Origin of the sequence: Streptomyces sp. NPDC021019, from assembly GCF_044333295.1 — a bacterium.
GTDB lineage: Bacteria > Actinomycetota > Actinomycetes > Streptomycetales > Streptomycetaceae > Streptomyces.
This window is the reverse complement of record NZ_JBIRQR010000001.1, coordinates 808,387-834,219: the sequence shown is the minus strand read 5'-3', so window position 1 is coordinate 834,219 and position 25,833 is coordinate 808,387. Positions and strand designations below refer to the sequence as shown.

The following is a 25,833-nucleotide window of genomic DNA, read 5'->3' as shown; positions in this document are numbered from 1 at the left end:
CCCGCGCCTCCCCGGGAAGCGCGGGCACGGGGAAGCCCCCGGGAGGACGGTGGTCCTCCCGGGGGCTTCCCGCTGTTCCGGCTGCTGCGTCTACTTCACGTCGAGGTAGTCGCCCTTGGCCGAGACGGCCGGGGTGCTCGGCGTGCCGGCGAAGCTGTAGCGCCAGGTGCCGTCGGCCGAGGCCTTGACGGTCGTCTTCAGGGTGCCGGTCGAGCTGGTCTTGACCGTCTTGACGGTCGTGTAGCTCTTGGCGCCCTTCTTCTTGAACTGGAGCTTCACGGCCTGCTTGCTGTAGCCCTTGTACGTGCCGGTGTCCCAGTTGGCACGGGTCAGCTTGCCGGTGACCGTGATGGTCTTGCCCTTCTTCACGGGCTCCGGGGAGGCGTTCACGGTCAGCTTGGAGAACCGCTGGACGCGGACCTTGGAGACCGCGTCGCGCTCCAGTTCCTGGCCGTCGTTGGCCCCGGCCGCAACCCCGACGCGCCACCAGGTCGCGTCCGAGTTCAGCATCAGATCCGGGGTGAGGGTGATGGTGCCCTTGCAGGTCGTGGTGGTCGCGTTGACCACCTTGCAGGAGATCGACTTCTCGTTCGGGCCGAAGCCGAAGCTGTTCTGGTCGTCGACGGACGAGCCGATCCAGATGAACGCGGCGGCGCCGGCGATGCCGGAGTCGTCGGTGGCCGTCACGGTGTAGGGCACCGTCTGCTTCGACTTGGTGCCGACCACGATCGGCTTGCCGCCGTTGACGACCGCCGAGGTGATCTTGGCGTCGTCGGCCTGAGTAGCGGCGAACGAGCGCTTCGTCTTCTCCCCCGCCGAGGGCTGCGGGGCTGTGACGCCGTGGTCCACGGTCCACGAACGACCGTCATCGGCCTGTGCGGCCGGTACTGCGAGAGCGGAAAGGGCCAGGGCGCCGGAAACGGCGGCCACGGTGGCACGAATACGCATGTGTCCCCAAGTGGAGAAGGGGCCCCGGGGCGCGCTTGTGTCGTCAGCCCGGCGGGGCCCATCTGATCCATGAGCCTCTTGGCTCACAGGAACAGACGGACGAACCATGGCAATGGTTGTACGGTCTATGACTTTTTCGTGAAGACCGTTGGGGACGACCGTGCGCCCGCCGCAAGCCCGTTGGAGCCGACGGCGGGTGCACGGCAGCCGCTACTTGACGTCGACGAAGTCGCCGGCGACCGAGACGGCCGGAGTGGTGGACGTCCCGGCGAAGCTGAAGCGCCAGTAGCCGTCGGTCGAGGCCTTGACGGTCGTCTTCAGGGTGCCGGTGGAGCTGGTCTTGACGGTCTTGACCGTCGTGTAGCTCTTGGCGCCCTTCTTCTTGAACTGGAGCTTCACGGGCTGGTTGGTGTAGCCCTTGTACGTCTTGCTGTCCCAGTTGGCGCGCGTGAGCTTGCCGGTCACGGTGAGGGTCCTGCCCTTCTTCACCGGCTCCGGGGAGGCGTTCACGGTCAGCTTGGAGAACCGCTGGACGCGGGTCTTGGCGTGGGCGTCGCTCCAGACGAAGTCGTCCTTGCCGCCGGTGGCCGCGAGCGCTCCGGCGGCGACGTTCCAGGTGCCGGCGAGGCCGCTCGTGTAGAGGTCTTCGGATCGCGGATCGACCGTGATCGAGACGGTGCACGTGGAGGTGGTCGGGTCGGCCGAGACCTTGCAGCTGCCGAACTCCTGGGTGGGGCCGAGGAAGCCGTCGACCTCGTCGATGTGACCGTGCCACAGGTAGGCGAACGCGTCTTCGATGCCGGACGGCGACGAGGCCGTGATCGCGATCGTGAACTTCTGCTTGGACTTCGTGCCCACCACGATGTTCTTGCCGCCGTTGACGACGACCTTCTTGATGACGGGCGTCTCGACGGCACGGGCGGCGCGGGCATCGGCGGCGGGCGCGCCGGGCTCGGCGGCGAAGACGTCGGCGCCGGACGGCACGCTGAGGCCCGCCTCCGGCTTCTCGTCGGCCTGAACGGCCGGTACGGCAAGAGCGGAAAGGGCCAGGGCGCCGGAAACGGCGGCCACGGTGGCACGAATACGCATGTGTCCCCAAGTGGAGAAGGGGCCCCGGGGCGCTGGTGCGTCGTCAGCCCGGCGGGACCCGTCTGTCGCTGTGAACCTGTTGGCTCACAGGAACAGACAGGCCGCGCAGGTGAACGGTTGTGCCTGGTTGTGACTTTTCTGTGAAGCCCCCGCCTCTCGGTGCGAGCACCGCCCGAAGGGACTCAGTCGAACCAGCGGTCCCGGGCCAGCTCCTCCGTCCGGGACGGGTCCTCCAGCAGGGCCGCGACCTCGAAGCGGCGGGGCCACTGGCCGGCCGCCCAGGCCAGGCCGGCCGCCACGCCCTCCAGGGTCGCGGCGTGGACGATTCCGTCCGGGGTGTGGCGCCAGTCCAGTTCGACGCCGCCCGCGCGGAGTTCGGGGTGTTCGACGTACGTGTCCGGGGTCCCGGGTCCGAGCAGGACGCGGACCGGCTCCGGTACGCGGTGCTCCTCGCCCTCGCTCGTCACGCCCGCATCGATCGTCTCGCCGAGCCGCCGCACCTGGAGCAGCTCGGCCAACTCGGCGGCCCGGGAAGGGGCCACGGGGAGCAGCGGCAGCCCCTCCGTCAGCGGCAGCACGTCGGGGGCGTCCGCGATCACGGCGTCCGCCGCGTCGACCACGGCCACGCCCCCGTCCACCACCGCGCGCAGCTCGTCCGGCAACGTCACCTGGTCCGGGTCCAGTTCGGCGAGCGCCGTGTAGAGCGCGTGCAGTTGTACGGGGGTGACGGGGCGGTCCTCGTCGGCGAGCCGGCCCAGCAGTTCCGCCGCACCGCCCGGCTCGTCCAGCAGGGCCGCGACCGAGGTGCGCACCCCGAGGGCCCGCAGCACCTGGGCGTCGTCGAAGCCGGTCGCGTCCACCGCGTCGTAGAGCCCGGCCAGCCGGGGGTCGCCGCCCGCCGCGCGCAGTCCTGCCGGGCGGCGGCCGTCCAGCACGGGGTGGTCCCGCAGCCACCACGCGGTGTACGGGCGCACGGACTGCGTCGTGCCGTCCGGGAGCAGCACCCGCACCGGCTGTGTCAGCGCGTCGCGCAGCGGTGGCTTCGAGAGCATCGCGAGCGCCTGCGGCCAGGCGTCGTCGTCGACCAGGTCCAGGTCCCGTACGGCGACGATCTCGGTGGCGACGGGCGGCACCGGGGTCTCGGGGAGCTGGTCGAGGAGGTCCTCGCACCACACGTCGACGGCGTCCAGCAGCCCGGCGTCGTCGGGTTCGGCGAAGTCGCTGTCGCGGGGCTCCAGTTCGTCCGGGTCCAGGACGACGTCGGTGGCCCGCACGAGAGCGAAGGTGGCGAGCACCCCGCAGGCGGTGAGCGGGCCCTCCCCCCAGCGGCCGGCCAGCTCCTGGTCGGCGAGGGCGAGTTCACCCTCGCGCATGACCTGCGCGAACGGGCTTCCGGGAAGGACGAGTTCACCCGCCGGGGCCGGTTCGCCGTCCTCGTCGGGGAGGGCGAGCGCGCCGAGCCAGGGCTCGTCGCCGGGGGCCAGCTCGGCGTCCCGGACCAGGGTGAGCACGGTCTCGGCCAGCTCGTCGCCGTCGAGCGCGTCCTCGTCCCAGATCTCCCCCGCGTCCAGCGAACCGGCGACGGCCGCCCGCACCTGCGGGGTCGTCAGCACGGCGCGCGGCGTGGCGGGCAGGGCCCCGAGCTTCTCCAGCAGCGGGTGCGCGGCGTCCGGGTGGGCGACCTTCAGCCCGAGCCGGGAGAGCCGGGCGAGGACGGGACCGGTGAGCGCGTCCGGAAGCGGCAGCAGGACCTGACGCGGTCCGATCGTGGTGCGCGGCGGGCGGCCCGCCCGCTCGTCGTCCGGGTCGCCCGCGAGGGGGACGGGGAGGCCGGTGAGCCGGTCGGGGTCGGTGCCCGCGAGGCTGTCGTAGAGCCGGTGCCACCAGGCGGGGTCGCGCTCCAGGCCGGCGAGGCGGTCGATGGCCTCGGTCAGCGGGACGCGGGCGACGCCCAGGGTGCGCAGCTCGGTGCGCCGCTCCAGGCCCGCGGGCAGCAGACAGGGCAGCACCTCGGCGAGCACCCGTACGGTCTCGGCCCCGACGCCCTCGACGACCTCCGCCTCCACGGGCCGCAGGGCGGAGGTGGCGGCGGCGCGCTCCGTACGGTCGTGGTCCCAGCCGTCCGCCCAGCTCCGCTCGGCCTCGGGGTCCCGGGGCGCGGCGGGTTCCAGGAACGCGACCCGGGGCAGCCGGGCCAGGATCGCACCGCGCAGGGCCCCGTCCAGGCCGCCCTTGCCCAGCGGCCCCGGCACCAGGTCGATGGTCCCGGTCGACACGGGCCGCCAGGAGCCCAGCAGCTCCGCGTACGCGTCGGCCGCCCGCGCCACCAGGAAGTCGGTCAACGGCCCCGGCGCGGGGTGCCTGCGGGCGGTGTCCAGCGGGAGGGAGGCGATGAGCAGGGCGGGGATGCCGAGCGGCTCGTCGGTGGGCGTCGGGGCGTGCACGACGGGGGCGGTACGGGGGTGGAGCGGGGCGCCCGCCTCGTCGACCGGCACCGCCCAGGTCACCGACCAGTGCGGGCGCAGCCGCTCCTCGACCGGGCGGTCGGCGAGCAGGACGGTCTCGACGGGCCCGTGGTGGAGCACGGTGCGCCAGCGGCCCAGACCGCGCGCCGAGTCGTCGATGTGCGTGTACGGGCCGTGGGCCGAACGGCTCAGGGTCCGCGTCCCGTCCGGGGTCTCGATGACGACCTCGTCCAGGCCGGGCAGGGTGAGCAGCAGCGCGTCGTCCACGGCGGCCAGCAGCCGGGCCACCAGGTCCTCGGCGGTGCCGTCGCGCAGCGGCAGCACGACGACGGTGTCGTACCCCTCGGGCGCGGAGCCCTCGGCGGGCAGCGGCAGGCGCAGCAGCGGTACGTGTCCGTCGCGGCGGCGCAGCTCGTCGCCGAGGCCGGGGCTGCCGACGGCCGCCTGGCGGGCCAGCTCGCGCGCCTCTGCCAAGGACCAGCGCACACCGCCGTGCCGGCCGAGCACGGCGGGCTCGTCGCTGACCGCGAGGACGGCGGCGAACCCGACGCCGAAGCGGCCGACGGAGGACTCGTGGCCCTCGCGCTTGGCGGAGGCCCGCAGGGTGCTCAGGGACTCCACGCCGGTGGCGTCGAGCGGCGCGCCGGTGTTCGCGGCGGCCAGCACGCAGCGGTCGTCCGGGTCGCCGGGGGCGGCGGGGTGCAGGGTGAGGCGGAGCCTGCCGGGGACGCGGGCGCGGGCGGCGGCGTCGGCGGCGTTCTGGGCCAGCTCGACGACGAGGCGGTCGCGGTAGCCGCCGAGCGCGAGGTCCTCCTCGGCGTTGGCGTCCTCCCGGAACCGGGCGGGCCCGGCCCCCCACGCGTCGAGCACGCCGCGCCGCAGCCGTGCCGTCCCGAACGGATCGGCCCCCTCGGTCGCCTTCATGCTCACGCTCTCGACTCCGTCCGCTGGGTGGGTGACCGCGTATGCCTGTGCGGCCCAGTGTGCGCCCGAAGGTACCGTGCTTTCCCGGCTCGCCCGGCGTTCGAGGGGGCGGACCTGTTGCTCGGGTGAGCGGGCGCATCGGGCAGCGACCTGGGGTGCGGGCCCCCGCAACGTCACCCCGGAGCCACGTCGACGGTTCCGTCCTCAAACGCCGGACGGGCTGCAAGAGGTCACCGCACCAAGCCCGTCCAGCGGCTTTCCCAGCCCGTCCGGCGATCGAGGACGGAACCCTCGCCCGGGTGGGCGTACACGGAAGAGGCCCCTGGAGCCCAACACCCTCGCGACGGCAGCCACCACCACGTGGACGGTTCCGTCCTCGAACCCCGGACGGGCTGAAGGGGTCACCGTCGGGTAATCAAGCCCGTCCGGCGATTGAGGACACCGTGCGCGTCCCCTCAGGAGTGGCCCAGGTCCTCCGACGCCCCGTCCGTCTCGGCCGGCACGGAGCCCCCGCCGCGCTCCGACCGCAGGGAGTACGTATCCACCCGCATCGTGTCCATCGCGTGCGGCGCCGGCTTCGGCGGCGTCGGCATCACCGCGGCCTCCGAGTGCCCACCGCAGCCGTACGCCAGCGACACCACATGGCCGTCCGCCGGGCCGAACTCGTTCGCGCACACTCCGAAGGCCTGCTTCAGGGAGCCCGCCATCGGGATCAGGAACGCGCAGCTGACACACGTCGCCGGGGCCGCCTGGGCCATCGGCGTCTTCGGGCCGAACTCCTCGTCCCAGCGGTCGGCCGCCGCGTACAGCCCGTACCGGGACAGCACCCGCGCCCGGCGCGTACCGAGCTCGTCCGCGACCGCGGCGATGGACCCGCGGCTGGTGGCGGCCACCGGCCGGTCCGTGAGCTCGGCGTCCTCCGAGTCGACCAGCTCCGCCAGCTCCCGGGAGACCACGGAGTTCGGCGGCGGCTCGTCCTCGCCGGTCCAGCCCGGCTCCAGGCGCAGGTCCTCCGCCTCGGTCGGCAGCAGGTCGCCGGGGCCCATGTCGCCGGGGCGCAGCCGCTCGCTCCACGGCACCCACTCCGGCGCCAGGATCGCGTCGTCCCCCGGCAGCAGCACCGTTTCGTCCAGGGTGACGTTCTTCGCGCGGGAGGCCCGCGCCACCGTCACGGCCCAGCGCCAGCCCCGGTACCCGGGCTCCTTGGCCTCGAAGTAGTGCGTGACGACCCGGTCTCCCTCGGAGACCACGCCGATGTGCTCTCCGACCACACCGGGCGCGGCGGCCTCCTCCGCGGCCGCACGCGCGAGGTCCACCGCCTCGGCGCACAGGCGGTCGGGAACGGGGGTCCGGGCCGTACGGCTTCGCGTCGTCGTCGCAGCACTCACAGGTCTTCGCTTCTCTCCATACGCCAGTCTCACGAGCGCGCCAACTGCCGCACGATTGCCGTTTCGGCCAGACAAGTGCGGGCGGAGCGGACCTGGGGGCCGCGTCGACGTCCACACCCGTTGTGCCTGCCTCGGGCGCGCCTTCTGCCACCCATTCTGCGGGATCGCCGAGAGGCGCGCGGCCAAGAACAACCGCCGGTGGCGCGTTACGCACGCTACCCTCTCCGCCGCGCTGCGCCCACCTGCCCGTCCCAAACGTGCCGTATCCGTTCCCGTCGGCTCCCCTCCGATGCCGTTCGGACGCCGGTGGCGGCAGGGCCCCGGACGGTTCCGGCGCGCTCGTCCGACAAGGCGTCACACGCGCGTCCGTGACCGATCACCGTTCATACCGGCCAGGGTTGGGGCACTATGACGGGGTGGCTGCCGCCAGGTCGCACGACGGTCCCGGCCCGCTCCGCAGGGCGGGGCGGGCGGCGGGCCATGCCCTGCGCGCCCCGTTCACCGGCGCGGCGCGCGGTATCCGCAAGGCGACGCACGCCCACGGCGCGGGGGAATCCGGCCTCGGAAAACTGATCGAACTGCACGCGGTGAACGGCGCGGGTGACGTCATGATCACGGTGGCGCTCGCCTCCACCGTCTTCTTCTCGGTGCCCACGGACGAGGCGCGGGGCAGGGTGGCCCTCTACCTCGCCATCACCATGGCCCCCTTCACCCTCCTCGCCCCGGTGATCGGTCCGCTCCTGGACCGGCTGCCGCACGGCCGGCGCGCCGCGATGGCGGGCGCGATGCTGGCCCGGGCGCTGCTGGCGATCACCATGTCGGGTGCGGTCGCCACGGGGGGTCTGGAGCTGTATCCGGCCGCGCTGGGCGTCCTGGTCTCGTCGAAGGCGTACGGCGTGGTGCGCAGCGCGGTCGTGCCCCGGCTGCTGCCACCGAAGTTCTCCCTGGTGAAGGCCAATTCCCGGGTGACCCTGGCGGGGCTGCTGGCCACGGGGGTGGCGGCCCCGATCGGGGCGGGCCTCCAGACCATCGGCTCACCGTGGCCGCTCTACGGTGCCTGCGTGATCTTCGTCGCGGGCACGTTCCTCGCCTTCACCCTGCCGCCCAAGGTCGACTCCGCGAAGGGCGAGCGCCGGGCGCGGCTGATCGTCCCGCACCACACGGACGCCGCTGCGCGGCCCACCTCCGGCAGAGGCAGCACCCGGGCGGGGCTCCGCGGGCGCGGCAACGGGGAGAAACCCGCCAAGGAGCGGCCGCCGCGCCTGTGGTCCGTCGGCGGGTCCGTCCTGCACGGGCTCCAGGCCAACGCCGCGCACCGGGCCCTCTCCGGCTTCCTCATCTTCTTCCTGGCGTTCCTGCTGCGCGAGCACCCGCTGGCCGGGCAGAGCGCGGCGGTCTCGCTCGGCATCGTCGGCGTGGCGGCGGGCGTCGGCAACGCCTGCGGTACGGCGGTGGGCTCCTGGCTGCGGGCCCGCGGCCCCGAGGTGATCATCGCGACGGTGCTGGGGCTCGCGCTGAGCGTGGCCGTCCTGGCCGCGGTCTTCTTCTCCACCGTGCTGGTCGCCGCGCTCGGCGCCGTCGCCGGCTTCACCCAGGCCCTGTCCAAGCTGTCGCTCGACGCGATGATCCAGCGTGACGTGCCCGAGGAGGTCCGCACCTCCGCGTTCGCCCGGTCCGAGACGTTGCTCCAGATGGCGTGGGTGGTCGGCGGCGGCATCGGCATCGCCCTGCCGCTCAACGCGGTCCTCGGCATGTCGGTCGCCGCGGGCCTTCTCGCGCTCGGCGCGGCCACGTCCGTACGGGGCCTCCTGGGGGCCGCGCGGCGTGGCACGCCGCACCCCCGCGTGGCATGAGCGGAGGCGACCGATAGCCTTCGACCCATGACCGTTGCGTTCTTCTCCGGTAAGGGCCGTCGAATCGGCGTCGCTCTTGGTGCCGTGTCCGCGGGACTCCTTGTCCTGTCCGCCTGCGACAAGCCGACGCCGCTCGCCACCGTGACGGTCGGCAGCGACTCGGTGAACACCGAGGCCGCCTGCTACAACGACGGCGAGGCGATCAAGGAGTCCCTGATCCAGGGCTGCCTGAACAAGAAGGCCGAGAAGTCCCTCACGGTCTCCATGGACGACAAGGTCCGCTTCGGCGTCGACCCGGAGATCGCCGAGAACGGCTGGACGCTCTTCATCAACGGCCAGCAGGCCGAGCAGGAGCCGTACGACAAGACCTACCGGACGATCCCCGGCAGCGCCTTCTTCGCCAGCCAGACGGGCAAGCCGGCCGAGAAGACGAACATCTCCATCGTGGAGACCAAGGGCAAGAAGCTCACGGGCATCTGGCAGTTCGAGCTCAAGAAGGACTGACCCGCTCGCCGAAGAGCGCCCCTCCCCCGTCCTCGACCCTGAGGCTGTTATCCGTGCGTGTGCTGGTCGTGACCGCTGTCCCGGTGGAGCGGGACGCGGTCACGCGTGCGTTCGGGGGCTCGCCGGAGACGGTGGCGCTGCCGGGGGGCGAGCTGCACCGCGGCGGCGCGTTCGACGTCCTGGCGGGCGGTGCCGGCCCGGCCGCCGCCGCGGCGGCCACCGCCTTCGCCCTGGCGTCGGCGTCCACACCGGCATCCGCGCCGTACGGACTCGTCGTCTCGGCCGGGATCGGCGGGGCGTTCACTCCGCTGACGCCGCTCGGCTCGCTGGTCGTGGCGAGCGACATCGTCGCCGCCGACCTGGGCGCCGACACCCCCGACGGCTTCCTGCCGGTCACCGCGCTCGGCTTCGGCCGGGACCGCTTCACCGCCCCGCCCACGCTCGTACGGGAGGTGGCGGCCGCCGCGGGCGCCGCCGCCGGACCCGTCCTCACCGTCTCCACCGTGACCGGCACCGCCGAGCGCGCCGGGGATCTGCTCGCCGCGCACCCGGGGGCGCTGGCCGAGGCGATGGAGGGCTTCGGGGTCGCGGAGGCCGCCGCCCGGGCCGATGTGCCCGTACTGGAGCTGCGGGCGGTGTCGAACGCCGTGGGCCCCCGCGACCGGGACGCCTGGCGCATCGGCGACGCGCTGGCGACGCTCACGGACGCGTTCGGGAAGATCGCCCCCGTACTGGAAGGTTGGAACCGGCATGACGACCGACACCACAGCTAGCCGGGGCCCGGCCGGGGACGCGATCGGGATCGCCTTCTCGCCCTGCCCCAACGACACCTTCGTCTTCGACGCCTGGGCGCACGGCAGGATCCCCGGCGCGCCCGCTCCGGACGTGACCTTCGCGGACATCGACATCACCAACGGCATGGCCGAGCGCGGTGAGCTGGACGTCCTGAAGGTGTCCTACGCCGTGCTGCCGTGGGTGCTCGACGAGTACGCGCTGCTGCCGTGCGGCGGGGCGCTGGGCCGGGGCTGCGGTCCGCTGGTCCTCACCAAGGAGCTGGGCCTCGACCTGACCGGCCGGACCGTCGCCGTGCCGAGCGAGCGCTCGACGGCGTACCTGCTGTTCCGGCTCTGGGCTGCGGAGATGGTGCCGGGCGGCGTCGGCGAGGTCGTCGTGATGCCGTTCGACGAGATCATGCCCGCCGTGCGGGACGGCAAGGTCGACGCCGGCCTGGTCATCCACGAGGCCCGCTTCACGTACCGGAACTTCGGTCTCCACAACCTCGCCGACATGGGCCGGCACTGGGAGGACACCACGGGCCTCCCGATCCCCCTCGGCGCGATCATCGCGAAGCGCTCGCTCGGCGAGGAGACCCTGCGCCGCCTGGCCGACACGATCCGCAGCTCGGTCCGCCTCGCCTGGGACCACCCGGAGGTCTCCCGGCCGTACGTCCTGGAGCACGCCCAGGAGATGGACCCGGCCGTGGCGGACCAGCACATCGGGCTGTACGTGAACGAGTTCACCGCCGACCTCGGCGAGGACGGCTACGCCGCGATCCGCGGCCTGCTGACCCGCGCGGCGGCCGAGGGACTCGTACCGCCGCTGGGACCGGACGCGCTGGCGTTTCCCTGAGCGGACCGGAAGGACCGGAAGGACACCCCCGTGCACGCGTCGAACGCTTCGACCGCCCCGTTCACCCTGGCGTTCTGGAAGGAAGGCCGCACCCACGAGCAGCGGGCGGGCTACCGGGGCACGGCGGCGGAGTTCGGGGAGGTCGTCCTCACCGCCCCGCTGCCCCGGAAGCACACTCCGGACAGTGTGGTCTCCGAGGTGCGCGGCCCGTCGATCCCCACGGCGGTGTTCGAGACCCGGGGCATCCACACCGAGGCCGCCGACCTGCCGACGCTCAACCGCTCGGTGCTCCGGGTCGGCGACGCCCTGGTGCACCTGCGCCGCAACCGCTTCGGCCCGACCCGCCGGGCCCGTGCCCTGCGTTTCCGGTACGGCGGCGACCACTACCGGCTGCGGGCGGTGAACAGGAAGCAGTTCGTCCTGACCCGCGCGGCCGATGACGAGGACCCCGGTGTCTCCCTCACGGCGAAGCTGTCCGGGCTCGGCGGCAGCAGGAGACTGGTGGTGCGGACGACGGGCCGGGCCGTCGCGGCGGACATCGCGCTCGTCACGCTCTTCGCCGGTGTCGACCGCGCGCCGCTGACCCGCTCGGGCGCTGTGCGCGCGGCCCTGGGAAGGACCACCCGGCTCTTCGCCGAGAGCCAGGCCTGACCCCCGCAGGAGCCGCGCCGTCGGCGGGGATCACGGGACCGGCCCTTACACGTCCAGCTGGTCGGCGACCGCCCGCAGCAGGCCCGCGATCTTCGCGCCGGAGGCCTTGTCGGGGTAACGGCCCCGCTCCAGCTGCGGTGTGATGTTCTCCAGGACCGTCGTCAGATCCTGCACGATCGACGCCAGCTCGTCCGGCTTGCGGCGCTGCGCGGCCGCGACGGACGGGGTGGGGTCGAGGACCACCACGGAAAGGGCCTGGTCGCCGCGCTGGCCCGCGACCACGCCGAACTCCACGCGCTGGCCGGGCTTGAGGGCGTCGACTCCGGCAGGGAGAACCGACGAGTGGACGAAGACGTCGCCGCCGTCGTCGCGGGAGAGAAAGCCGAAGCCCTTCTCGCTGTTGAACCACTTGACCTTGCCGGTGGGCACGTCTGTCCTCGTCCTCGTACTCGTCGGTGTGCGGAAGAGCCGGTCCCCCAGGGAAAACGGCTCCGGATAGCAGTACAGCGGGTCACCGTGACCCGCCCGGTCCCAGGCTAATGGCCCCGGGGCCGGTGACAAGACGTCGCCGGAGACTTCCTCCGGGCTGGGAACTACCCTGGTCGCGTGAGTACTACTCCTTCAGGCGCAGGTGACCGGCTCGTTCAGGTCGGCGCGATCGTCTTCTTCGTCGGCGCACTGGCCACTCTGGTCACAGTCGCCCCACTTTTCCTCGGCACTGACCCGTTCCCCCCGATCGCGTACGCGGTCTGCATGCTGATGGGCGTCGGGTTCCTGATCGCCGGGGCGGGCGTCGTGCGCTCGGCCTGGATCAGCTCCCCGAAGCGGGCCGCGAACCGCGCCTGACACCCTGCCGCGTCACGCCACCCGGTCCGCCTCGAAGGCCGCCAGCCAGGCCGGGAAGCCCGTCAGGTCGTCCAGTACCACGTCCGCGCCCGCCGTCCGCAGCTCCGCCGCGTCGCACGGGCCCGTCGTCACCGCGACCGAGAGCGCTCCGGCGACCCGGGCCCCCCGTACGTCGCCGGTGTGGTCGCCGACGTACACCTGCGCGCCGTGCTCGCGCAGCGCCTCGCCCTTGGCCTCCGCCCACAGCGAGCCGATCACCGTGTCCGGCTCGATGCCGAGGTGGGCCAGGTGCAGCTTCGCGTTCGGCTCGTACTTCGCCGTGACGACGATCGCCCGGCCGCCGAGCGCCTGGACCGCCGCCACTGACTCCCGCGCCCCGGCGAGGGCCGTGGTCGGGGCTATCGCGTGGTCGGGGTAGAGCTCCCGGTAGCGGTCGGCCGCGACGGACACCCGGTCGGCCCGAAACCAGTGCGCCAGCTCCGTCTCCAGCGGCGGGCCGAGGCGGTTCACCACCAGGTCGACGTCGATCTCCACCCCCGTCTCCGCGGACAGGACCCGGAAGGCGGCGGCGATACCGGGCCGGGAGTCGACGAGCGTCATGTCGAGGTCGAAGCCGACCGTCAGAGGGCGTCGGGAGGAGTGCTCAGAGGAGTGCTCAAGCGGGTGCCGGGAAGTGTTCTGATCCGTGGAAGCCATGCCTGCCATTGTGCCGACCGGCCGGGGGGTCCCGAAGCCCCCGTCGGCCGCGAGATCCAGCCGCTTAGACTGAGACGCGCACTTAGCCAAGCCTTACCGACCTGGCCCCGCGCCCCAGCGTTCCTTCATGTTCCGTCATGCCCGCGTCCGTCCCGATTGGGTGAAATGTCAGCGTCAGCGCCCGTGCGGACCGCCGCGCCACCCCGTGCACCCCGTCTCTCCCGACGTGCCGCCTCGACCGCCGGGGCCGTGCTCGCCCTGCTGCTGGCGGTCCTGCTGAGCCTCGCCGTGGGGGCGCGGTCCATTCCTCCGGGCGAGGTGTTCGACGCCCTGCTGCACGGCGGGCACTCCGACGCCGCCGAGGTGATCCGCACGATGCGGGTGCCGCGCACGCTCATCGGGCTGATGGTCGGCGCGGCGCTGGCCCTCGCGGGCACGGTGCTCCAGGGCATCACCCGTAACCCCATCGCCGACCCCGGCATCCTCGGCATCAGCCAGGGTGCCTCGGTGGCGGTGGTGATGGCCATCGCGTTCGCGGGGGTCCACACGCTCACCGGGTATGTGTGGTTCGCCTTCGCGGGCGCGGCGATCGCCTCGGTCGCCGTGTACGCCATCGCCTCCAGCGGGCGCGGCGGCGCGACCCCGGTGAAGCTCGCGCTCGGCGGTGCGGCCATCAACGCGCTGCTGGTGTCGGTGACGGTGGGAATCCTCACGACGAACGCCGCCGCGCTGGACGAGTTCCGCTTCTGGCAGGTCGGCTCGATCGCGGGACGGGAGGCGGACGTCGTCCAGCAGGTGTGGCCGTTCCTCCTCCTCGGGGCGGTCCTCGTGCTCTCCGTCGCCCGCGGCCTGGACGCGCTCGCGCTCGGCGAGGACGTGGCGAAGGGGCTCGGGCAGAACGTCGCCGCGGTCCGGATCGTCGGCGGCATCGGGGCCACCGTGCTGACCGGGGTCGGGGTCGCCGCCGCCGGGCCGATCGCGTTCATCGGTCTCGCCGTCCCGCACATCGCCCGCGCGGTCGTCGGCAACGACCACCGCTGGGTGCTGCCCATGGCGGCGCTGATCGGGCCCGTGATGCTGCTGGTCTCGGACGTCGTCGGCCGGATCGTGTTCCCGCCGAGCGAGGTCCCGGCGGGTGTGATGACGGCCCTGATCGGGGTGCCGTTCCTGGTCGCCCTCGTACGCCGGAAGGCGGTGCCCGCATGAGCGGGATCTCGACGGCCGCACGGGTCCGGCCCGCCGGCTACTCCGTGGTGAAGGCCGGTCCGCGCGGCCGGTTCCTGCTGCACCGGCGGGCCTCCGTCGTCGCGGCCGCCCTCGTCGTGCTGCTGGCCGCCGTCTGCGTCGGCTACCTCTGCGTCGGGGAGAGCTTCGTGGCACCCGGCGAGGTCGTGAAGGTGATCCTCGGGCAGCCGTCCTCGGCCGAACTGGTCGTGGGCACGCTGCGGCTGCCGCGCATGGTCGTCGGCCTGCTGGTGGGCGCCGCGTTCGGGATCGCCGGGGCGCTGATCCAGACGGTGGCCCGCAACCCGCTGGCCAGCCCCGACATCATCGGCATCAGCCAGGGCGCCAGCGCCCTCACGGTCGGTGCGATGACCTTCGGCATCACCTCGTACACCGTCCTGCCCTACCTCTCCGTCGTCGGCGGCATCGCGGCGGCGGCCCTCGTGTACGTCTTCGCGTGGCGCGGCGGCCTGCACGCCACCCGCTTCGTCCTCATCGGCATCGGCTTCGCCATCGCGCTGCGGTCGGTGACCGCGCTGTTCCTGACCAAGGGCGACTACCTGGTCGCGCAGCAGGCGCAGATCTGGATGACCGGTTCGCTGAACGGGCGCGGCTGGTCGGAGGCCGCCCCGATCGGCTGGACGCTGTTGATCCTGCTGCCCGCCATCGCCTGGGCGGCCCGCGCGCAGCGCACCGTCGCGATGGACGACGACACCGCCATCGCGCTGGGCGTGCGCCTGGGGCGCGTACGCCTCGGACTCGTCGCGCTCGGTGTGGTCCTGGCGTCCGTGGCGACGGGCACGGCGGGCCCGGTGGACTTCGTGGCGCTGCTCGCCCCGCAGGTCGCCCGCCGGCTGACCCGGACCGCGCAGATCCCGCTGCTGTCCTCGGCGCTGCTGGGCGCGGTGATCGTCGTCCTCGGCGACCTGCTCGCCCGCAAGCTGTTCTCACCCACCGAACTGCCGGTGGGCGTCCTCACGGCGGCGGTCGGCGCCCCGTACCTGATCTGGCTGATCATCCGCGGTCACCGCGGCCGCAGTGGAGGCACCGCATGAGCCCGAGCCCGACGACCGACACGGCGCAGCGGGCCGGCAGGCTCGCCGCACGGTCCCTGACCCTCGCGTACGAGGACCGCACCGTGGTCCACGAACTGGACCTCACCGTCCCGGACGGGCAGGTCACCGTCATCGTCGGCCCGAACGCCTGCGGCAAGTCCACCACCCTGCGGGCGCTCGGCCGGCTGCTGAAGCCGCGCGGCGGGGCGGTCCTGCTGGACGGTACGGAGCTGGCGCGGATACCCACGAAGCAGATCGCCCGGTCCATCGGGCTGCTCCCGCAGACGCCGGTCGCGCCCGAGGCGATCACCGTCTCCGACCTGGTCGCGCGGGGCCGCCAGCCGCACCAGAGCTGGTGGCAGCAGTGGTCGGACGAGGACGAGCGGGCGGTGACCGACGCGATGGCCCGTACCGACGTCACGGCGCTGGCCGACCGGTCGGTGGACGAGTTGTCGGGCGGGCAGCGCCAGCGGGTGTGGATCGCGATGGCGCTGGCCCAGGAGACGGACCTGCTGCTGCTCGACGAGCCGACGACGTATCTCGACATCGCGCACCAGGTGGAGGTCCTCGACCTGGTGCGCCAGTTGGCGTCCCCCGCCGCCGACGGCACCCGGGGCCGCACGGTCGTCACCGTCCTCCACGACCTCAACCAGGCCGCCCGGTACGCGGACCGTCTGGTCGCCATGAAGGAGGGCCGGATCGTCGCCGAGGGCCGGCCCGGTGACGTCGTCACCGCCGAGCTCGTCGCCGAGGTCTTCGGCCTGCAGGCGGTGATCGTCCCGGACCCGGTGACGGGTTCGCCGCTCGTCGTCCCCAGCGCCCCCTGGACCCCGTCCCCGGTGGTCTCCCCCTCCCAGAAAGGTCTGTGACATGACTCCCCTCCTCCGCGACCGCCGCGTCCTCGTCGCCGGCTCCCTCGCCGTGACCGCCGCGCTCACCCTCGCCGGGTGCGGCTCGTCCGACCCGGCAGCGGACTCCTCCGACTCCCCGGCGAAGACGCGCACCGTCTCCACCGCGAACGGGGACGTCGACGTCCCCGCGTCGCCGAAGCGGGTCGTCGTCCTGGACTCCGGCGAGCTGGACTCCGCGATCACCCTCGGCGTCCGGCCGGTCGGCGCGACGCACTCGGCGTCCGAGGACGCCTTCCCCTCCTACCTCCCCGCGAGCGAGACGAAGGACATCACCCCGGTCGGCGAGATCGCCAACGCGAACCTGGAGTCCGTCGCCGCGCTCAAGCCGGACCTGATCCTCACCAGCAAGGTCCGGGACGGGGAACGCTACGAGGAGCTCAGCAAGATCGCCCCGACCGTGATGACGGAGGCGACCGGCAGCGCCTGGAAGGAGAACTTCCAGGTCCACGCGGAGGCGCTCGGCAAGCAGGCCGAGGCGAAGAAGGTCCTCGCCACGTACGACACCCAGGTGGCGAAGGTGACGCAGGCGCTCGGCGGCAAGGAGAAGGCCGCCGCGACGGACGTCAACTTCGTCCGCTTCGTCGAGGGCGCCGAGATCCGCATCTACGGCAAGCAGAACTACATCGGCTCGATCCTCGCCGACATCGGCACCGGCCGCCCCGCGATCACGGACAAGGCGAAGGACGGGTTCTCGTACGACGTGTCGCCCGAGAAGATCGACCTCGCGGACGCGGACGTCATCTTCACGTCGACGTACGGCGACCCGGGCAAGGCCGGGACGACGAAGACGATGAACAGCGGCCTGTGGAAGGGGCTGAAGGCGGCCAAGAACGACAAGGTCTTCAAGGTCGACGACCGCCTCTGGATCGCGGGCATCGGCTACACGGCCGCCGGCAAGATCCTGGAGGAGTTCGAGACCAGCATGACCAAGTAGGCCTCGAAGGACCCCGGCCCGCGTCCGGTGCTGCGCCCGGGCGGGCCGGGCTCCGCTCAGCCGGCCCGCCTCCGCGCCCGCCACACCAGGTAGAGCGCGGAGGCGACGGCGGCGAGGCGGACGACCACCGGCCAGGTGTCCGCCAGGACATCCCGCATCGCACCCTCGCGGATCGGCTCGCCCCAGCGCCCCTCCATCCGCCCCCAGACCCACGCGAGGGCCCCGGCCGCCACCACGCCCGGCAGGCCGAGCGCCGCCCACTTGGCCTCCGTACGGGAGAGCGTGCGCGAGCTGTAGGCGATCAGCCAGCCGCCCGCCAGGGGCAGCCAGGAACCGGTGACCACGCCGGCGACGAGCAGGACGGCGGCCAGGAGCAGCAGCGGGTGGGCGAAGCCGCCGCGGGGGCCGGAGGCGGCGGCCTCGGGCTCGGCGACCGCCGCCGCGGCCTTGCGGCGGCGGAGCTTCAGAAGGCGCAGGGCACGGCGGCGCGCGGCGGTCCCGGCCGCCCCCTCCGCCCCGGCCTTCCCGTCCTTCTCGTCGGCCCCGCCCTCCGCGTCCTTCTCGTCCTGCCCGTCCTTCTCGATGGGCCGCGGCCGCCTCCCGAGCAGTTCCGGGGCCTCGATGCCGCCGAAGAACCCGGGGATGGCGGTGCCCTCGTCGAAGGGGCCCGGCTCCAGGCGCCACCAGTCGGTCGCGTCCGCGTCCCCCTGCTGGTCCTGGCCGAGCATGTGCGGGGCTGAGGGGTCGGGCCAGTCGCGGACGGGGACGGCGTCGTCGTCAGGGTGGTCGTCGGGGGCGGCACCCGGCCGGGGCACGGCGGCGGACCGCGCGCCGGACGCGTCGCCGGAGGCACGACCGGAACCGCGGCCCGGAGCGCGGTCGGGAACACCGTCCGAAGCCCGGTCGGCGGCACCGCCGGGCGCACTGTCGGAGGCACCGCCCGGAGCGCCGCCGGCAGCATGGCCGGAGACACCACCCGGAGCACTGCCGCCGCCCTCGGGATCACTGCGCGACGCGCCCCACCCGAAACCGGCTTTCGGCTTCCGGAGGGCCTTCGCCGCCCGGCTGTCCCCCGCCCCGGGGGCGGGCTTCCCCGGCTTCCTCGGCTCCTTCGGGTCCTTGCGGAGAAGTCCGCCGCGGGGCCGGGGAAGCGAGGTCCTCCGCTGCGGCTCGCCGCCCCCCGCCCCGGCCCCGGCGGTCGGCAGCGTGACCGTGCCGTCGGCCGACTCCGCCGCCGCGGCCACCAGTTCGTCCGGGCTGCCCAGCCTGCCGATGATGCGCCGCACGGTCGCCGGGGAGTCCGCACCCTCCACGCCGCGCTGCCGGTCGATCTCGCCCCGAAGTGTCGAAACCAGGCGCATCCGGGCGCCCGACGACAGCTGTTGCTGCTGGGCCAGGTCGCCGACCCGGCTCAGGTAGTCGTAGACGAGCTGGTCGCTCTCGATCCCCACGCGGTGCATCCCCTCTACCGGCCCTGCCCCGACGGTAGCGTTCCAGCGGCTACCGTGGGACGGATGGGGACGACCACACCACCGCGCACGCTCGCCGAAGCCCTGCGCGCCCGGGGCGACGAATCGCTGGCCGGGCTGCTGCGTGCCCGCCCCGACCTCCTCAACCCGGTGCCGAACGACATCACCCAGCTCGCCACCCGGGCCGGCACGCGGGCGTCCGTCGTCCGCGCGCTGGAACACCTGGACCGGTTCGCGCTCCAGGCCGCCGAGGCACTGGCGGTGGCCCCGGACCCGGCCCCGTACGACACACTGCTCGCCCTGCTCACGGGCGACGGGCTGGACGACGGCGACCAGCGCGACGACGCGGGGGCGGCGATCACCGCCGCGCTGCCGGGCGCGCTCTCGACCCTGCGCGAACAGGCCCTGGTCTGGGGCGAGGACGACCGACTGCGGCTGGTGCGCACCGCCCGGGAACTGCTCGCCCCCTCCCCCCAGCACCCCTCGCCCACGGGCCTGGGCCCCACGGTCTCCGAGGCGACGGCCGGAATGTCGCCGGGCCGGCTCCAGGAGATCCTGGCGACGACCGGTCTGCCCGCCACGCACGACCCGGTGTCCGCGGTGGCCGCGCTCGCCGCCCTGTTCACGGACCGGACGCGGATGGCGGAACTGCTGGACACCGCACCGGTGGAGGCGCTGTCGGTCCTGGACCGGCTGGTGTGGGGCCCGCCGTACGGGGAGGTCACGCCCAACCCCACTCCCCCCGTGAAGTGGCTGCGCGACCGGGGCCTGCTGCTGCCGGTCTCCACCCGCACGGTGGTCCTGCCGCGCGAGGCGGCCCTGCACCTGCGCGCCGGACGCGCGCACCGCGTACCGGAACCGGTCCCCCCGGCCGTCGTGGCGGCCGCGACACGCGATCCACAGGCTGTGGACAGGGCGGCGGCGGGCCAGGCGTTCACCGCGCTGTCGACGGTCGAGGAGCTGCTGAAGCTCTGGAACGGCGGCGGCCCCGCGATCCTGCGCGCGGGCGGGCTGAGCGTACGGGAGCTGAAGCGCGCCGCGAACTCCCTCGACGTGACCGAGCCGATCGCCGCGTTCTGGATCGAACTCGCCTACGCGGCAGGCCTGTTGGCATCAGACGGGGAGACCGAGGAGCGGTACGCGCCGACGCCGGCGTCCGACGAATGGCTCGACCTGTCCGCCGAGGACCGCTGGACGCACCTCGCCACCGCCTGGCTCGCCGCCACCCGGACCCCGGGGCTGGTCGGCGGCCAGGACGCCAAGGGCCGGGCCCTTTCCGCACTCGGCCCGGAGCTGGACCGCTCGGCCGCCCCCGACGTACGCCGCCGGGCCCTGGCCCTGTTCGCCGAACTCCCGCCGGGCACCGCGCCGGACACCGAGACGCTGCTGCGAAGGCTGCGCTGGGAACGCCCGTTGCGCGGCGGAACGACCCCTTCCGCGGCCTCGGCGGAGGGGACGGACCTCCGCTCCCGCCTCGCCCTGTGGACGCTCAACGAGGCGGAGCTGCTGGGCATCACGGGCCGGGGCGCGCTCTCCGCACAGGCCCGCGCGCTGCTGGACGAGGGCCCGGACGCGGCGGCGGCCCTCCTCGCGCCGCTCGTCCCCGAGCCCCTGGACCACGTCCTGCTCCAGGCCGACCTGACGGCGGTGGCGCCGGGCCCGCTGGAACGCCCCCTGGCGGAGACGCTCTCGGTCCTGGCCGACGTGGAGTCGAAGGGCGGGGCGACGGTGTACCGCTTCACGCCCGGTTCGGTGCGCCGCGCCCTGGACGCCGGGAAGGCGGCGACCGACCTGCACGCGTTCCTGGCCGCGCACAGCCGTACGCCGGTGCCGCAGCCGCTGAGCTACCTGATCGACGACGTGGCCCGCCGCCACGGCCACCTGCGGATCGGGTCCGCGTCCGCGTACGTACGTTGCGACGACGAGGCGGTCCTCAACGAGATCCTGGCCGACCGCCGCTCGACCGGCCTCCGCCTCCGCCGCCTGGCCCCCACGGTCCTGGCCTCCCAGGCCGACCCCGGCTCCCTCCTCGAAGCCCTGCGCGACATGGGCTACGCACCGGCCGCCGAATCGGCCGAGGGCGACGTCCTGATCACCCGCGCCGGCGCCCGCCGCACCCCGCCCCGCACACCCCCGGTCCCGGTCCCCGAAGGCCCTCCGGTCCCGGACGACACCCTGCTCGGTGCGGCCGTACGGGCCATCCGCGCGGGCGACACGGCCGCCACGGTGATCCGCAAGGACACGTCCGAGGACCCGTCGTCCACCACGCCCGCCGGCTCCCTCCCCCGCACCACCTCCGCCGAGACCCTGGCCACCGTCCAGGCGGCCGCGATGACGGGCTCCGCGGTCTGGATCGGCTACGTCAACGCGGACGGCGCGGCCAGCCAGCGCGTGATCGCCCCGGTCCGCGTGGAGGGCGGCTTCGTCACGGCGTACGACCACACGGCCGACGAGGTCCGCACGTACCCGCTGCACCGGATCACGGGGGTGGCGGAGCTGGCGGACGACGGGAAGCCTTAAGGCCTGTCTTCAAAGGCTCTTGATGGGGCATCATATGACGCATGGTGCGGCGACATGAGCTCTCGGATGAAGAGTGGGACGTTCTGTCGGGGCTGCTTCCGCAGACGGAAACGGGGCGGCCTCGGCGGGACGACCGGGTGGTGCTGAACGGAATCGTGTGGAAGCTGAGGACCGGTTCGGCCTGGCGTGATGTGCCGGAGAGATACGGGTCCTGGCGGACGTTGTACACACGTTTCCGCAGGTGGGCGCTCGATGGCACGTTCACGCGGATGCTTGATGCCGTCCAGGCTCAGAAGGATGCGGCGGGAGACGTCGACTGGCTGGTTTCCGTGGACTCCACGATCACCCGCGCTCATCAGCACGCGGCAAGCGCCCGTAAAAAGGGGCAGGCCCTTCAGAAACGGCACACACTCACGCCCTCGGACGATCCCGTGGCGGACTGACGACCAAGATTCACCTCGCCTGCGACGGCCGCGGCCTGCACGAGGCGTACCCACGGCTCAACGACCTGCTGCGGGAGCGGGCTGCGGACGGGTGCACGATCCGGATCGCGGTGGGGGACGCGGACGATGCCAACGTCCAGCAACGGGGTCGGGAGGAGCGCTTCGGCCACGGCATCGAGTCGCGCTGCCGACTCGCGCTCATGCACTACCGCCCCTTGGCGAGCGAACCGGGCATCGAGATCCGTACACATGGGACGACGCTCTACAACAGCCTGTACCGCGCGGACGACGAGATTCTGGTCAACGCCCACGTCTGGGGCGTCAACGCGTACGCCGCGCCTGTGTGGCACCTCCGGGGCAGCGGCAGCGGCAGCGGAGGCGTCTTCGGCACGTACGAGGACAGCTTCGAGGCGGTATGGAAGTCCGCACAGCTGGTGGAAGGGTGACTTGATGGCACGGACCGAGTACTACGACGACCCCAACGCGCCCGAGCCCAACAGCATGGTCGTCGCGGCCTCCGCCGTCGTCACCGACGATCAGGGGCGCATCCTGCTGCAGCGCCGCCGCGACAACGACCTGTGGGCGCTACCGGGCGGCGGGATGGACCTGGGAGATTCCCTCCCCGGCACCGCTGTGCGCGAGGTCAAGGAGGAGACCGGGCTCGATGTCGAGATCATGGGACTCGTCGGCACGTACACCGACCCTCGGCACATCATCGAGTACAGCAACGGGGAGGTCCGTCGGCAGTTCAACGTCTGCTTCACCGCCCGGGTGACCGGCGGCTCCCTGACCGTCTCCGAGGAGAGCACAGAGGTTCGGTTCGTGTCGCCGGACGAGATCGCCACCCTGCCCATGCACCACACCCAGCGCCTCCGGCTGCGCCACTTCGCGGAGGACCGCGACCGGCCCTATCTCGGCTGAGCAGCAAGCCGTGCGGGCCGCCCGGTGCTTGGGCGCTCAAGGGAAGCTCTGAAGATCACGTCGAGGCTTGTCGCGGGTCGCCCCGCATGACATGTTCACCGTGCACGCCAGTCGATCTGCCGAGGAGATGAAGATGATCGCAACCCTGACCACCGGCGAGCAGATCGTGATGGCGATCGTGGCGGTGGCCGCCGTCCTCGGTCTCGCCGTACTCGGCATCAAGCGGGCTAAGCACACCCGGCAGCCGGGCGAGACCGAGTAGCGTCCGCCGCCGGGCGGGTTGGTCGGTTTCACGGCCCTGCCGTCTCTGCTGACGCGGTCTGCGATGCTGCGGGCATGGCCACAGCCCGCCCCGCCCCCGGTCCGGTGCCCCCGGAGTCCGTGTCGCCCGACCCACCCCCCGCGCCGATGCCCCCGCTGCTCACCCAGTCCTGGCTGGACCTCGCGTTCCTGCACTGGGCCGTCGATCCGGCGGACGTGGCACCGCTGTTGCCGCCGGGGACGGTGCCGGACACCTTCGACGGGACGACGACGTACGTGGGGCTCGTGGCGTTCCGGATGTACCGAGTGGGCGGGCTCGGGCTGCCGGGGATCCCGTACCTCGGCACCTTCCCCGAGACCAACGTCCGGCTGTACTCCGTGGACGAGCACGGCCGGCGCGGGGTCGTCTTCCGCTCGCTCGACGCCTCGCGGCTCGTCCCGGTCCTCGTGGCGCGGGCCGCGTTCCGGTTGCCATACGTGTGGTCCCGCATGGACATCGAACGCTCCGGCGACACCCTCACGTACACGAGCACCCGCCGCTGGCCCGGTGCTCGTGGTGCGCGGAGCAGAATCGTGCTGCGGGCGGGGGACGCGATCGACGAGCCGACGCCCCTGGAGCACTTCCTCACCGCCCGGTGGGCCCTGCACAGTGACTTCTTCGGACGGACCATCCACCTTCCCAACGCCCACCCCCGCTGGCCGCTGCACCGGGCGGAGCTCCTGGAGTGCGACGAGGACCTGGTGGCGGCGGGCGGCCTGCCCGCGCCGGCCGGGGAGCCGGTGAGCGTGCTGTACTCCCCGGGGGTTCCCGTGCGCTTCGGGCCGCAGCGCAGGCCGCGCGCCGGAGGCTGACCGCACGCCCACCCCGCCCCGCGCCCCGATGCGGCACACTGGACGTTTGGCCGCAGTCGTGGCCGCACCCCGCAGAAAGGGCCGAAGCGCGTGACCGGACCCCTCATCGTCCAGAGCGACAAGACGCTGCTCCTCGAAGTCGACCACGACCGGGCGGACGCCTGCCGTCGTGCCATCGCGCCGTTCGCGGAGCTGGAGCGTGCGCCCGAGCACATCCACACGTACCGGGTCACCCCGCTCGGGCTGTGGAACGCCCGCGCCGCCGGGCACGACGCCGAGCAGGTCGTCGACGCCCTGGTCGAGTACTCCCGCTACCCCGTGCCGCACGCGCTCCTGGTCGACATCGCCGAGACGATGGCACGGTACGGGCGGCTCACCCTGTCCAAGCACCCGGTGCACGGGCTCGTGCTCACCAGCACCGACCGGCCCGTGCTGGAGGAGATCCTCCGGTCGAAGAAGGTGCAGCCGCTGGTCGGGGCCCGCATCGACCCGGACACCGTGGCCGTGCACCCCTCCGAGCGGGGGCAGGTCAAGCAGACCCTGCTCAAGCTGGGGTGGCCCGCCGAGGACCTCGCGGGGTACGTCGACGGCGAGGCCCATCCGATCGAGCTGGCCGAGAACGGCTGGTCGCTGCGGCCCTACCAGAAGCAGGCCGTCGAGGGGTTCTGGCACGGCGGGTCGGGGGTCGTCGTGCTGCCTTGTGGGGCCGGGAAGACCCTCGTGGGCGCCGGTGCGATGGCCGAGGCCAAGGCCACCACCCTGATCCTCGTCACCAACACCGTCTCCGCCCGGCAGTGGAAGCACGAGCTGGTGAAGCGGACCTCGCTGACCGAGGACGAGATCGGCGAGTACAGCGGGACGCGGAAGGAGATCCGGCCGGTCACCATCGCCACCTACCAGGTGCTGACCACCCGGCGTAAGGGCGTCTACCCGCACCTGGAGCTGTTCGACTCCCGCGACTGGGGCCTGGTCGTCTACGACGAGGTCCACCTGCTGCCCGCACCCGTCTTCAAGTTCACCGCCGACCTCCAGGCCCGGCGGCGGCTGGGGCTCACGGCCACGCTGGTGCGGGAGGACGGGCGGGAGTCCGACGTGTTCTCGCTCATCGGGCCGAAGCGGTTCGACGCCCCGTGGAAGGAGATCGAGGCGCAGGGCTACATCGCGCCCGCCGACTGCGTGGAGGTACGGGTCAACCTCACCGACTCCGAGCGGCTCGCGTACGCGACCGCCGAGACGGAGGAGAAGTACCGGTTCTGCGCCACCACCGCGACCAAGCGGAAGGTGACCGAGGCGCTGGTGCGCAAGCACCAGGGCGAGCAGACCCTGGTCATCGGCCAGTACATCGACCAGCTCGACGAGCTGGGCGAGCACCTGGACGCCCCCGTGATCAAGGGCGAGACCAGCAACGCCCAGCGGGAGAAGCTCTTCGAGGCGTTCCGTCAGGGCGAGATCAGCGTCCTCGTCGTGTCCAAGGTCGCCAACTTCTCCATCGACCTGCCCGAGGCGACCGTCGCCATCCAGGTCTCCGGGACCTTCGGGTCGCGGCAGGAGGAGGCCCAGCGGCTGGGGCGGGTCCTGCGGCCGAAGGCCGACGGCCACGAGGCCCGGTTCTACTCGGTCGTCGCCCGCGACACCATCGACCAGGACTTCGCGGCGCACCGCCAGCGTTTCCTGGCCGAGCAGGGATACGCGTACCGCATCGTCGACGCGGACGAGCTGCTCGCCGACGGCTGAGGTCCCCGGGAGGGCGGGCGGTCAGCGTCCCCGGCGTGCGACGCCCGCCTCCTCCGCGTACTCGCCCAGGACGACGACGCCGAACGCCGTCGTCACGAACACCTTCACGGCGCGCACCGCGTCGCCGAGGCGGTGGGGTCGGTGGTGACCGGTGACCGCGGTCGCGCCGTGCGCGGGGCCGGTCCTGCGTGGGTTCAGAGTGGCTGTGCTCATGTATCCATGGTGCTCCCGTCACCCACTCGGGCGCGTCGGCCCGCAGAGGGAACCCCGGGGCCGGGCGGGTAGCCCTCCGGTACCGCTCCGGGCGCGCGCGTCCCCTACGGGTAGCCCTGGCGTCTCCGCCCCGGGAAGCGCCCGGCAGAGGCCCGGCCCGGGGCGCGAAGGCCGTATTCCGGTTCGCCGCAGCCCCGCACCATGGCTACAATCGCGGGTCTGCCCGCCTCCCGCGCCGTGTCACCGGCCCCGGGAGCGCCGCCGACCGGACGGAAACCGGCCGACACCAACGGATACGTACCT

The 25,833-nt window shown here is 73.2% G+C and carries 24 protein-coding genes and 1 pseudogene; 17 read left to right on the top strand and 8 right to left on the bottom strand.

The window, feature by feature from the left end; all coding sequences use genetic code 11:
- Nucleotides 1-90: 90 nt before the first annotated feature.
- From ACH4RG_RS03855 to ACH4RG_RS03840, 4 genes are all read right to left on the bottom strand, one after another.
- Nucleotides 91-948 (bottom strand): DUF5707 domain-containing protein, encoded by an 858-nt coding sequence (locus tag ACH4RG_RS03855; RefSeq protein WP_397919352.1) that lies wholly within the window; start codon nucleotides 946-948, stop codon nucleotides 91-93.
- 210 nt (nucleotides 949-1,158) lie between these two features.
- Complete coding sequence (locus ACH4RG_RS03850) at nucleotides 1,159-2,037, bottom strand: calcium-binding protein (protein WP_398539072.1); 879 nt, start codon at nucleotides 2,035-2,037, stop codon at nucleotides 1,159-1,161.
- Nucleotides 2,038-2,219: 182 nt separating this feature from the next.
- The gene (locus tag ACH4RG_RS03845; RefSeq protein WP_398539389.1) at nucleotides 2,220-5,426 is read right to left on the bottom strand and encodes a sacsin N-terminal ATP-binding-like domain-containing protein; all 3,207 of its coding nucleotides are present in this window, start codon (nucleotides 5,424-5,426) and stop codon (nucleotides 2,220-2,222) included.
- 455 nt (nucleotides 5,427-5,881) lie between these two features.
- Nucleotides 5,882-6,814, bottom strand: a complete 933-nt coding sequence (locus tag ACH4RG_RS03840; protein ID WP_397919348.1) for a DUF3027 domain-containing protein — start codon at nucleotides 6,812-6,814, stop codon at nucleotides 5,882-5,884.
- 416 nt (nucleotides 6,815-7,230) lie between these two features.
- On the opposite strand from ACH4RG_RS03840, the gene ACH4RG_RS03835 reads away from it, so the two are divergent.
- From ACH4RG_RS03835 to ACH4RG_RS03815, 5 genes are read left to right on the top strand one after another with little or no spacing between them, the layout of a single operon-like run.
- Nucleotides 7,231-8,667: an MFS transporter gene (locus ACH4RG_RS03835; protein ID WP_397919346.1), complete on the top strand. Its 1,437-nt coding sequence runs from the start codon at nucleotides 7,231-7,233 to the stop codon at nucleotides 8,665-8,667.
- A gap of 27 nt (nucleotides 8,668-8,694) precedes the next feature.
- Entirely contained in the window at nucleotides 8,695-9,171 is a 477-nt protein-coding gene (locus tag ACH4RG_RS03830) for a DUF2771 domain-containing protein (RefSeq protein WP_265600154.1), read from the top strand.
- A gap of 53 nt (nucleotides 9,172-9,224) precedes the next feature.
- Entirely contained in the window at nucleotides 9,225-9,944 is a 720-nt protein-coding gene (locus tag ACH4RG_RS03825) for a futalosine hydrolase (protein ID WP_397919344.1), read from the top strand.
- Nucleotides 9,922-10,800, top strand: coding sequence for a 1,4-dihydroxy-6-naphthoate synthase (locus tag ACH4RG_RS03820; protein ID WP_397919342.1), 879 nt, complete (start codon nucleotides 9,922-9,924; stop codon nucleotides 10,798-10,800). Before ACH4RG_RS03825 ends, ACH4RG_RS03820 begins: the two co-directional genes overlap by 23 nt.
- A 30-nt stretch (nucleotides 10,801-10,830) precedes the next feature.
- The gene (locus ACH4RG_RS03815; RefSeq protein WP_397919340.1) at nucleotides 10,831-11,451 is read left to right on the top strand and encodes a hypothetical protein; all 621 of its coding nucleotides are present in this window, start codon (nucleotides 10,831-10,833) and stop codon (nucleotides 11,449-11,451) included.
- 45 nt (nucleotides 11,452-11,496) lie between these two features.
- Here the strand turns inward: ACH4RG_RS03815 and ACH4RG_RS03810 are convergent, their stop codons facing one another.
- Nucleotides 11,497-11,880 carry a cold-shock protein gene (locus ACH4RG_RS03810; RefSeq protein ID WP_015610403.1) on the bottom strand — a complete coding sequence of 128 codons (384 nt, stop codon included), beginning with the start codon at nucleotides 11,878-11,880 and terminating at the stop codon, nucleotides 11,497-11,499.
- A 177-nt stretch (nucleotides 11,881-12,057) separates the two neighbouring features.
- On the opposite strand from ACH4RG_RS03810, the gene ACH4RG_RS03805 reads away from it, so the two are divergent.
- The gene (locus ACH4RG_RS03805; protein ID WP_397919338.1) at nucleotides 12,058-12,297 is read left to right on the top strand and encodes a hypothetical protein; all 240 of its coding nucleotides are present in this window, start codon (nucleotides 12,058-12,060) and stop codon (nucleotides 12,295-12,297) included.
- A gap of 12 nt (nucleotides 12,298-12,309) precedes the next feature.
- Here ACH4RG_RS03805 and ACH4RG_RS03800 read toward each other — a convergent pair whose 3' ends face one another.
- Nucleotides 12,310-12,993, bottom strand: coding sequence for an HAD family hydrolase (locus tag ACH4RG_RS03800; protein WP_397919336.1), 684 nt, complete (start codon nucleotides 12,991-12,993; stop codon nucleotides 12,310-12,312).
- A gap of 165 nt (nucleotides 12,994-13,158) precedes the next feature.
- Here ACH4RG_RS03800 and ACH4RG_RS03795 point away from each other — a divergent pair, with 165 nt between their 5' ends.
- From ACH4RG_RS03795 to ACH4RG_RS03780, 4 genes are read left to right on the top strand one after another with little or no spacing between them, the layout of a single operon-like run.
- Entirely contained in the window at nucleotides 13,159-14,199 is a 1,041-nt protein-coding gene (locus ACH4RG_RS03795; RefSeq protein ID WP_397919334.1) for a FecCD family ABC transporter permease, read from the top strand.
- Nucleotides 14,196-15,272 (top strand): FecCD family ABC transporter permease, encoded by a 1,077-nt coding sequence (locus ACH4RG_RS03790; RefSeq protein WP_397919332.1) that lies wholly within the window; start codon nucleotides 14,196-14,198, stop codon nucleotides 15,270-15,272. Before ACH4RG_RS03795 ends, ACH4RG_RS03790 begins: the two co-directional genes overlap by 4 nt.
- On the top strand, nucleotides 15,269-16,141 hold the full coding sequence (locus tag ACH4RG_RS03785; protein ID WP_397919330.1) for an ABC transporter ATP-binding protein: 873 nt from the start codon (nucleotides 15,269-15,271) through the stop codon (nucleotides 16,139-16,141). The genes ACH4RG_RS03790 and ACH4RG_RS03785 overlap by 4 nt, the downstream gene beginning before the upstream one ends.
- 1 nt (nucleotide 16,142) lies before the next feature.
- Complete coding sequence (locus tag ACH4RG_RS03780) at nucleotides 16,143-17,117, top strand: ABC transporter substrate-binding protein (protein WP_397919328.1); 975 nt, start codon at nucleotides 16,143-16,145, stop codon at nucleotides 17,115-17,117.
- Between the two features lie 56 nt (nucleotides 17,118-17,173).
- Here the strand turns inward: ACH4RG_RS03780 and ACH4RG_RS03775 are convergent, their stop codons facing one another.
- Nucleotides 17,174-18,577: a hypothetical protein gene (locus ACH4RG_RS03775; RefSeq protein WP_398539071.1), complete on the bottom strand. Its 1,404-nt coding sequence runs from the start codon at nucleotides 18,575-18,577 to the stop codon at nucleotides 17,174-17,176.
- 54 nt (nucleotides 18,578-18,631) lie between these two features.
- Here ACH4RG_RS03775 and ACH4RG_RS03770 point away from each other — a divergent pair, with 54 nt between their 5' ends.
- From ACH4RG_RS03770 to ACH4RG_RS03740, 7 genes and pseudogenes are all read left to right on the top strand, one after another.
- Nucleotides 18,632-21,106 (top strand): helicase C-terminal domain-containing protein, encoded by a 2,475-nt coding sequence (locus ACH4RG_RS03770; protein WP_398539070.1) that lies wholly within the window; start codon nucleotides 18,632-18,634, stop codon nucleotides 21,104-21,106.
- Between the two features lie 41 nt (nucleotides 21,107-21,147).
- A pseudogene (locus ACH4RG_RS03765) lies at nucleotides 21,148-21,587 on the top strand (IS5 family transposase); the annotation flags it as partial.
- A 72-nt stretch (nucleotides 21,588-21,659) separates the two neighbouring features.
- Nucleotides 21,660-21,995, top strand: a complete 336-nt coding sequence (locus tag ACH4RG_RS03760; RefSeq protein ID WP_397927851.1) for a hypothetical protein — start codon at nucleotides 21,660-21,662, stop codon at nucleotides 21,993-21,995.
- Nucleotides 21,996-21,999: 4 nt separating this feature from the next.
- Nucleotides 22,000-22,470 (top strand): NUDIX domain-containing protein, encoded by a 471-nt coding sequence (locus ACH4RG_RS03755; protein WP_397918136.1) that lies wholly within the window; start codon nucleotides 22,000-22,002, stop codon nucleotides 22,468-22,470.
- A 133-nt stretch (nucleotides 22,471-22,603) separates the two neighbouring features.
- On the top strand, nucleotides 22,604-22,732 hold the full coding sequence (locus ACH4RG_RS03750; protein WP_397918137.1) for a hypothetical protein: 129 nt from the start codon (nucleotides 22,604-22,606) through the stop codon (nucleotides 22,730-22,732).
- A 74-nt stretch (nucleotides 22,733-22,806) separates the two neighbouring features.
- Nucleotides 22,807-23,583, top strand: coding sequence for a YqjF family protein (locus ACH4RG_RS03745; protein ID WP_397918138.1), 777 nt, complete (start codon nucleotides 22,807-22,809; stop codon nucleotides 23,581-23,583).
- 90 nt (nucleotides 23,584-23,673) lie between these two features.
- Nucleotides 23,674-25,317, top strand: a complete 1,644-nt coding sequence (locus ACH4RG_RS03740) for a DNA repair helicase XPB (RefSeq protein ID WP_397927579.1) — start codon at nucleotides 23,674-23,676, stop codon at nucleotides 25,315-25,317.
- Nucleotides 25,318-25,338: 21 nt separating this feature from the next.
- Here ACH4RG_RS03740 and ACH4RG_RS03735 read toward each other — a convergent pair whose 3' ends face one another.
- Entirely contained in the window at nucleotides 25,339-25,530 is a 192-nt protein-coding gene (locus ACH4RG_RS03735) for a hypothetical protein (protein WP_397927578.1), read from the bottom strand.
- Nucleotides 25,531-25,833 lie beyond the last annotated feature (303 nt).

Coding starts and splice junctions, on each gene's coding strand:
- ACH4RG_RS03820 (WP_397919342.1), top strand. CDS start 9,922: ATGACGACCGACACCACAGCTAGCCGGGGCCCGGCCGGGGACGCGATC.
- ACH4RG_RS03750 (WP_397918137.1), top strand. CDS start 22,604: ATGATCGCAACCCTGACCACCGGCGAGCAGATCGTGATGGCGATCGTG.
- ACH4RG_RS03755 (WP_397918136.1), top strand. CDS start 22,000: ATGGCACGGACCGAGTACTACGACGACCCCAACGCGCCCGAGCCCAAC.
- ACH4RG_RS03855 (WP_397919352.1), bottom strand. CDS start 948: ATGCGTATTCGTGCCACCGTGGCCGCCGTTTCCGGCGCCCTGGCCCTT.
- ACH4RG_RS03800 (WP_397919336.1), bottom strand. CDS start 12,993: ATGGCTTCCACGGATCAGAACACTTCCCGGCACCCGCTTGAGCACTCC.
- ACH4RG_RS03845 (WP_398539389.1), bottom strand. CDS start 5,426: ATGAAGGCGACCGAGGGGGCCGATCCGTTCGGGACGGCACGGCTGCGG.
- ACH4RG_RS03785 (WP_397919330.1), top strand. CDS start 15,269: ATGAGCCCGAGCCCGACGACCGACACGGCGCAGCGGGCCGGCAGGCTC.
- ACH4RG_RS03830 (WP_265600154.1), top strand. CDS start 8,695: ATGACCGTTGCGTTCTTCTCCGGTAAGGGCCGTCGAATCGGCGTCGCT.
- ACH4RG_RS03735 (WP_397927578.1), bottom strand. CDS start 25,530: ATGAGCACAGCCACTCTGAACCCACGCAGGACCGGCCCCGCGCACGGC.
- ACH4RG_RS03775 (WP_398539071.1), bottom strand. CDS start 18,577: ATGCACCGCGTGGGGATCGAGAGCGACCAGCTCGTCTACGACTACCTG.
- ACH4RG_RS03790 (WP_397919332.1), top strand. CDS start 14,196: ATGAGCGGGATCTCGACGGCCGCACGGGTCCGGCCCGCCGGCTACTCC.
- ACH4RG_RS03795 (WP_397919334.1), top strand. CDS start 13,159: ATGTCAGCGTCAGCGCCCGTGCGGACCGCCGCGCCACCCCGTGCACCC.
- ACH4RG_RS03850 (WP_398539072.1), bottom strand. CDS start 2,037: ATGCGTATTCGTGCCACCGTGGCCGCCGTTTCCGGCGCCCTGGCCCTT.
- ACH4RG_RS03770 (WP_398539070.1), top strand. CDS start 18,632: ATGGGGACGACCACACCACCGCGCACGCTCGCCGAAGCCCTGCGCGCC.
- ACH4RG_RS03745 (WP_397918138.1), top strand. CDS start 22,807: ATGGCCACAGCCCGCCCCGCCCCCGGTCCGGTGCCCCCGGAGTCCGTG.
- ACH4RG_RS03780 (WP_397919328.1), top strand. CDS start 16,143: ATGACTCCCCTCCTCCGCGACCGCCGCGTCCTCGTCGCCGGCTCCCTC.